The sequence below is a fragment of the Leptolyngbya sp. FACHB-60 genome, assembly GCF_014695775.1.
Lineage (GTDB): Bacteria > Cyanobacteriota > Cyanobacteriia > Phormidesmidales > Phormidesmidaceae > Nodosilinea.
The window spans coordinates 1-5,775 of record NZ_JACJOX010000013.1; the positions used below are offsets into that span (position 1 = coordinate 1).

Annotated in this window: 6 protein-coding genes; 5 read left to right on the top strand and 1 reads right to left on the bottom strand. The window is 52.2% G+C overall.

Annotated elements, in window-relative coordinates; all coding sequences use genetic code 11:
- The first annotated feature begins 474 nt into the window (after window positions 1-474).
- Window positions 475-894, top strand: a complete 420-nt coding sequence (locus H6F57_RS03610) for an SRPBCC domain-containing protein (RefSeq protein WP_242024917.1) — start codon at window positions 475-477, stop codon at window positions 892-894.
- Window positions 895-1,087: 193 nt separating this feature from the next.
- Here the strand turns inward: H6F57_RS03610 and recA are convergent, their stop codons facing one another.
- Complete coding sequence (gene recA, locus H6F57_RS03615) at window positions 1,088-2,179, bottom strand: recombinase RecA (RefSeq protein ID WP_190628140.1); 1,092 nt, start codon at window positions 2,177-2,179, stop codon at window positions 1,088-1,090.
- 437 nt (window positions 2,180-2,616) lie between these two features.
- On the opposite strand from recA, the gene H6F57_RS03620 reads away from it, so the two are divergent.
- The 4 genes from H6F57_RS03620 to H6F57_RS03635 all read left to right on the top strand — a co-directional run bounded on the left by H6F57_RS03620 (window position 2,617) and on the right by H6F57_RS03635 (window position 5,066).
- On the top strand, window positions 2,617-3,018 hold the full coding sequence (locus H6F57_RS03620) for a hypothetical protein (protein ID WP_190628137.1): 402 nt from the start codon (window positions 2,617-2,619) through the stop codon (window positions 3,016-3,018).
- Window positions 3,019-3,105: 87 nt separating this feature from the next.
- A complete protein-coding gene (locus H6F57_RS03625; RefSeq protein WP_190628139.1) occupies window positions 3,106-3,537 on the top strand; it encodes a DUF4113 domain-containing protein in 432 nt (143 codons plus the stop codon).
- A gap of 20 nt (window positions 3,538-3,557) precedes the next feature.
- Window positions 3,558-4,763 carry a carboxylate-amine ligase gene (locus tag H6F57_RS03630; RefSeq protein WP_199294683.1) on the top strand — a complete coding sequence of 402 codons (1,206 nt, stop codon included), beginning with the start codon at window positions 3,558-3,560 and terminating at the stop codon, window positions 4,761-4,763.
- Between the two features lie 93 nt (window positions 4,764-4,856).
- Entirely contained in the window at window positions 4,857-5,066 is a 210-nt protein-coding gene (locus tag H6F57_RS03635; RefSeq protein ID WP_190794978.1) for a hypothetical protein, read from the top strand.
- Window positions 5,067-5,775 lie beyond the last annotated feature (709 nt).

Below are 5,775 nucleotides of genomic sequence, written 5' to 3' on the forward strand. Positions count from 1 at the left end.
ATTATTGATGCTGCCCCAGAGTTGGGGTTATCCTATGTTCCTGGTTTCTGGCCTGAAGCATAGTACAGATCAAGACATGCTGCTACTGAGGGAGCGAGGCTAAGCCGTTAGGCATATTGCAGTTGTTGAGGCTGATCCTAAAGCGTTGGCAAAGCCGCTATGAAAGAGCATTGCTTCCTCCCCCTGGGCATTCTAAGGCAAGTAGATGCACTACTAAAAAGTCCCCGCTGAAAGCTATTAGGTAGCCACGGCAGGGGTTTTCTTTATCAAACAGAGTATAGAGTAAGGATAGATCCCTGATTGATACAGCCGTCACATAATGTTCTTGGTCAGCGGTTGTTGAAGCTCCATACCCTTTTCCGATCAACCTCATTCAATCCGCTGCACCAAGGTTACTATTTGCCACAAAATTGAACTAGCTTTAATTAGGGTAAGATTCTTTCAGAGTTTTCCATCTTTTAAGCAACCGTTGCTATGAAATCCTTTTCTGCAAGCACCAAAATTGCCCGTTCCCCCGAAGTTATCTGGTCCGTTCTGACCGATGCAGCTCGCTATTCAGCGTGGGCGACAGGCATTCATCGTCTCGAAGGTCAGATTGCCAACGGTGAAGTGCTGCAACTATTTACAAACTCTAAGCCCCAGCTTCCTATGGCACTTACGGTCAATAGCCTTGTTCCACCTAAAACATTCACGTTGAGTGGTGGCTTGCCGCTCAACTTATTTAGGGGCGATCGCACCCTCACCCTCACCCCACAACCCGACGGCACCACCGAGTTCAGCATGTGTGAAGTATTTAGCGGCTTACTGGAACCGTTGCTAGGCCGTATGCTTCCTGACCTGACCCCATCCTTTGAAGAGTTTGCTGCAGGTCTTAAGCAAACATGCGAGAACTAGAAAAGCCCCTTGAGGTAATGGGCTTACACCAATTCGCAAAATGGCTCAACTACATGGCAGTTATCCAAATGTTTTGAGTGCCTACATTCATAGCACCGAGTTCTCTTTTTACTTGGGAAGGCAGTAAATAAACCCCTGCCATCAACGAGTAGCGACAACAGGGGGTTTTGATAGACAAGGGCTTAGGAAAGTTTTACTCGTCCTCATCCAGATAAGCGGCTTCGTCTTCAGATTCCACCTCAATCTCGACATCTGCGACTTCCACAGCAGCACCGCCAATCTCTAGCTTCTCTCTCACCTGAGCTTCTACCTTTTGGGCAAACTCAGCATCATCTTGCAGCCGCTGGATCGTGTTCTCTCGCCCCTGGCCAACGTTGTTGCCCTCATAGCTGTACCAGGCCCCTTTGCGAACAATTACCCCATGCTGCTCGGCTAAGTCAACCAAACAGCCCATCGTAGAAATGCCCTGGCCAAAGAGAATGTCGAATTCCCCAATGCGGAAGGGCGGGGCCACCTTGTTTTTAGCCACTTTGACCTTGGCCCGAATGCCGTACTCTTCAGTGCCCTTCTTCAGTGTTTGGATGCGGCGAATGTCGAGGCGTACTGAGGCATAGAACTTAAGCGCATTCCCTCCAGTAGTGACCTCTGGGTTGCCGTAGGAGATACCAATCTTTTGGCGCAGCTGGTTCAGGAAGATGACCGTACACTGCGACTTACCAATGCTGCCGGTGATCTTCCGCAGTGCCTGGCTCATCAGTCGGGCTTGAAGGCCCACGTGGGTATCGCCCATTTCCCCCTCAATCTCTGCACGGGGCACCAGCGCTGCAACTGAGTCTATTACCACTAGATCAACAGCCGAAGACCGCACCAGCTGATCCACCACCTCCAGGCCCATCTCTCCTGTGTCGGGTTGGGACACCAGCAGTTCATCGACATTCACCCCTAGGGCAGCAGCATAGATCGGATCGAGGGCGTGTTCTGCGTCTACAAAAGCAGCAACTCCACCGGCCTTTTGCACTTCGGCCAGAACGTGGAGGGCCACGGTGGTTTTACCCGAACTCTCAGGGCCATAGATCTCAATCACCCGCCCTTTGGGTAAGCCACCGCCTAGTGCCAGGTCGAGGGTCAGCGCCCCGGTAGAAATGGTTTCAACCTTCATACGGGAAGCATCGCCCAGGCGCATGATTGCCCCTTTGCCAAAGTTGCGCTCAATTTGGCCGAGCACCAAAGTCAGCGCCTTTTCCTTTTCGGTCTGCTCTTTGCTTCCGCCTTTCTTAGCCGCCATAGTCGCCTCAGTGCTGTAGGACAAGACCCCTGAACCCCAGAACAGTTGTCTTCAGAGATTTAGTTTAGTACACTTGTTCCAGAACGCAATAGGTAGTTATCTATCTCAACCGGAATCACTGGAATTTAAACCCCGGTCCAGAATTAAGGAAGAGGGTCAATACATGGTGGAAGACTCTTTAGTTCAACTCATCGCCGTTTCCGGCTGGATTGTGGCTGTTACTCGTCGGGCCACGGGATATTGCTCCTGGGTTATTACGCCCGAACTATCCACCCTTAGCGATTGCGAAATCTACCTGACTAACCAAGATGCTCTAGAGTCTGGTCGTAGTCTGGTGCAATGCTCTACAGGGCCAGAGATCGATTTTAACCGGTGTCGTCTTTACTCGGACTAGCGACTGGCCTCAAAATGGTAGGGTCGCTATCCATTGACTGGCCATGGTCAAAGACCTGCTGACGCTATACGAACCCATCAACACCCTCAAGCTCATTGCTGACGGCATCTGGATCGTGGATGGCCCCATTGTCAAGATGGCGATGTACGGCACGGCTATTCCCTTCACCACTCGAATGACGGTTGTGCGCCTAGACAATGGCGGGCTGTGGTGCCATTCCCCCATAGAACTAACGCCTACTCTCAAAGCCGAGATCGACGCCGACCCCAACGGCAAGGCTCCCCTGGATTTAAGGATGACCTTTTGGGGCCGTAAAGCTCAGGCAAGGAAAGGCTACGAACAGATGTTAGCCTGGGCACCCGAAAAGATTATTTTGGCCCACGGTCGCTGGTTTCCAGAGAACGGGCTGGCGGAGCTAGAGCGAGCCTTTCAATGGCTCAAGTAGTCCACGGTGGAGCTGAAGGAGGCGATCGCCTGGCATGGAGCAACAGCGATGGCAAAGCTAATGCGCGATGGTTGAGTAGCCCAGGCCATGACTGACTTCATCACCACCAGCCGCTTTCGCCCCCAGGAACCGCAGTATGCCAACTCAGAGACACTGGTGCTACCTTACCCCGCTAGCAACACCCCAACGATAGTACAGGCAGCGCTAAGGGCTACAGAGCAGCTGTATGAGTTTGGATACCAGTACTATAAGGCCGGGGTTATGCTGATGGAGTTGAGCGATGCTAGCAGGGCTCAAGGCAGCTTGTTCGTAGATGAGAGCAGGCGCGAGATAGCCTGGCAACTGATGGATGCTGTGGACTCGCTGAATCGGCGGTTTGGGGCGGGGACTGTACGCTGGGCGGCGGAGGGATTGCAGCAGGGGTGGAGGACGCGATCTGAATGGCGTTGGCAAAGCCGCTCTGCAAGAGCATCGCCCAGGTTTACTAATTGGTGGGATGAGTTGGCGAAGGCTGAGTAGATGGAGGAAGCGCAGTCTAAATGTCTAGAAGCCCGTTGAAGCTGTTGCAGCAACAATCAGAAAATAGCTTGTCTTTACACATTCTCCAAAACTTACTAAAAACATTAACAATGTCACTTCCAACAGAAGACTTTACCATTGGGGTTGAAGAGGAATATCAAATTATCGATCCCGCGACTCGTGAACTGCGATCGCGTCAGCAGCAAATTCTACCGATCGCCAAAAAAGCGCTTGGTGAAGAAGTACAACCGGAAGCTCAGCTTTCGCAGATAGAGATCGGTACGCCTGTTTGTCGCTCGCTTTCTGAAGTACGTGCAGAACTTGTCCGCTTGCGCCGGGAACTTATTGCTGCCGCTGCCAAAGACGGCAATCAAATTGCCGCCGCTGGAACGCACCCATTTTCCGATTGGAAAGAACAGCAAGTCACGCCCAAAGAACGTTATCAAGGGCTGATGCGAGATTATCAACAACTGACCCGCGAACTCATGATCTTTGGCTGTCACGTACACGTTGGCATCAGCGATTCGGAGATGGCAGTCCAGGTTATGAACCGTTCGCGAATGTGGCTGGCACCGCTGCTGGCGCTTGCCGCTTCCTCGCCATTTTGGTTCGGTACGGATACGGGATATGCCAGCTATCGCACGGAAATTTGGGGCCGATGGCCCATATCCGGCCCACCGCTAATTTTCTCCTCACACGCCGAATACCAAAAGCTTGTAAAAGATTTGGTCGCAACTGGAGCTGTAGAAGAAGCGACGAAGATTTACTGGGATGCGCGTTTATCAGAGCGTTACCCAACCGTAGAGTTTCGCGTTACAGATGTCTGCATGACGGTAGATGAAGCAGTAATGGTTGCAGGACTGGTGCGCTCTTTGGCGCGAACTTGCTACGAACAAGCTCAAGGAGACAAACCATTTCCAGCCACGCGCCACGAAGTTATACGCGCCGCGCACTGGCGTGCTGCACGCTATGGATTAGATACAGAGTTGATCGATGTTGAGGCAATGCGTGTTGTTCCAGCACACGAACTCGTTGAAAAGTTTCTAGCCTTCGTGCGCCCATCGCTAGAGGAGTATGGCGACTGGGACGAAGTTTCATTGCTCGTGCGGCAGACGATGCAGCAAGGCAATGGCGCAGCGCGACAGCGGGAAGTTTACCAGCGTACTGGACGCTTGGAGGATGTCGTTGATTTCATTGTCGCCCAGACGCTGAAAGGTATTGATTAACTTCATTAGGGGTAGCAAAATGTTGGATTTTGCCATTGTTGGAGGCGGTATTTCCAGAATTTAGAGCCCCCAGCGGCACAATTAGGATTGACCTTGGTGCGTCAACTACCCAAATGGCTGAAACGAGCCTTTAAAGTCAGAGTGCTGGCTGATACCGCCTTTGGCGGTGTGGACTTTTTCCACGGCATCTGCAAGCTCAGCTACAGGCGATTACGGGAGTACGCTATGACCGCAAACTCAGCGATGGACGGCAGCTTTTTCAACTGCACAAACCGGGGCAACGTGTCCGTCTATAGGGGCTGAGTCGTCCGGTCACGATCGCCTATACACAACCCTCTGAGCAGAGCGCCTACAGCCAAGTGATGGATAGCGCCGCTATGAAGGCGGAAAGCGCTCAGAACATTACCCAATCCGCTGTATCACCCTCTGACTGGAAAGTGATTGCTGTCCGGTAGCAAGAGGCAATCTACGTCATTGAGCAAATTCCAAAGTCAGATGCCCTCTACAGCGAAGCTCAGGAAAAGAGAGGCGTACCTTCTGGCGCTTTCCTACGCCTAGCAGGGCAAGCCCTTCCCCAATGCTGCGGCTGCCTTCTCAGAAGCTGTCAACGCCGCTACTGATGCCTCCTAGCTTGCTCAGCAGGCCCGTACAGCCGAAGAATGGCACAACGTTGAAGAGAATTGGAGAGAGGCCAGCATTCTTATGGGTCAGGTACTCCAGTTTGCCGAGAACTACCAACTGGCTCAGGAAAAAGTGAGTGAATACGCCAGCAATCAGAACTATGCCCAAGTCTAGGCTAATCGCCCCGTTGCTTCTGCTCCTGTTGCAGCTGCCGTCCCAGTTGCCCCAGCGCCGTTAACATTTACTCCCCCTGCGATCGCGCTGCACCCTAAACGTATGGGTAGTGTTCTAGACCTGTGTATGGGTTGTTATATAGGTCGCCCAAATTCATAGCGGTTGATGAACAGTCCAATCACGGTGTCATGCATCAAGACAGATTTAGAGAAGCAAA

Coding starts and splice junctions, on each gene's coding strand:
- H6F57_RS03610 (WP_242024917.1), top strand. CDS start 475: ATGAAATCCTTTTCTGCAAGCACCAAAATTGCCCGTTCCCCCGAAGTT.
- H6F57_RS03620 (WP_190628137.1), top strand. CDS start 2,617: ATGGTCAAAGACCTGCTGACGCTATACGAACCCATCAACACCCTCAAG.
- H6F57_RS03625 (WP_190628139.1), top strand. CDS start 3,106: ATGACTGACTTCATCACCACCAGCCGCTTTCGCCCCCAGGAACCGCAG.
- recA (WP_190628140.1), bottom strand. CDS start 2,179: ATGGCGGCTAAGAAAGGCGGAAGCAAAGAGCAGACCGAAAAGGAAAAG.
- H6F57_RS03630 (WP_199294683.1), top strand. CDS start 3,558: ATGTCTAGAAGCCCGTTGAAGCTGTTGCAGCAACAATCAGAAAATAGC.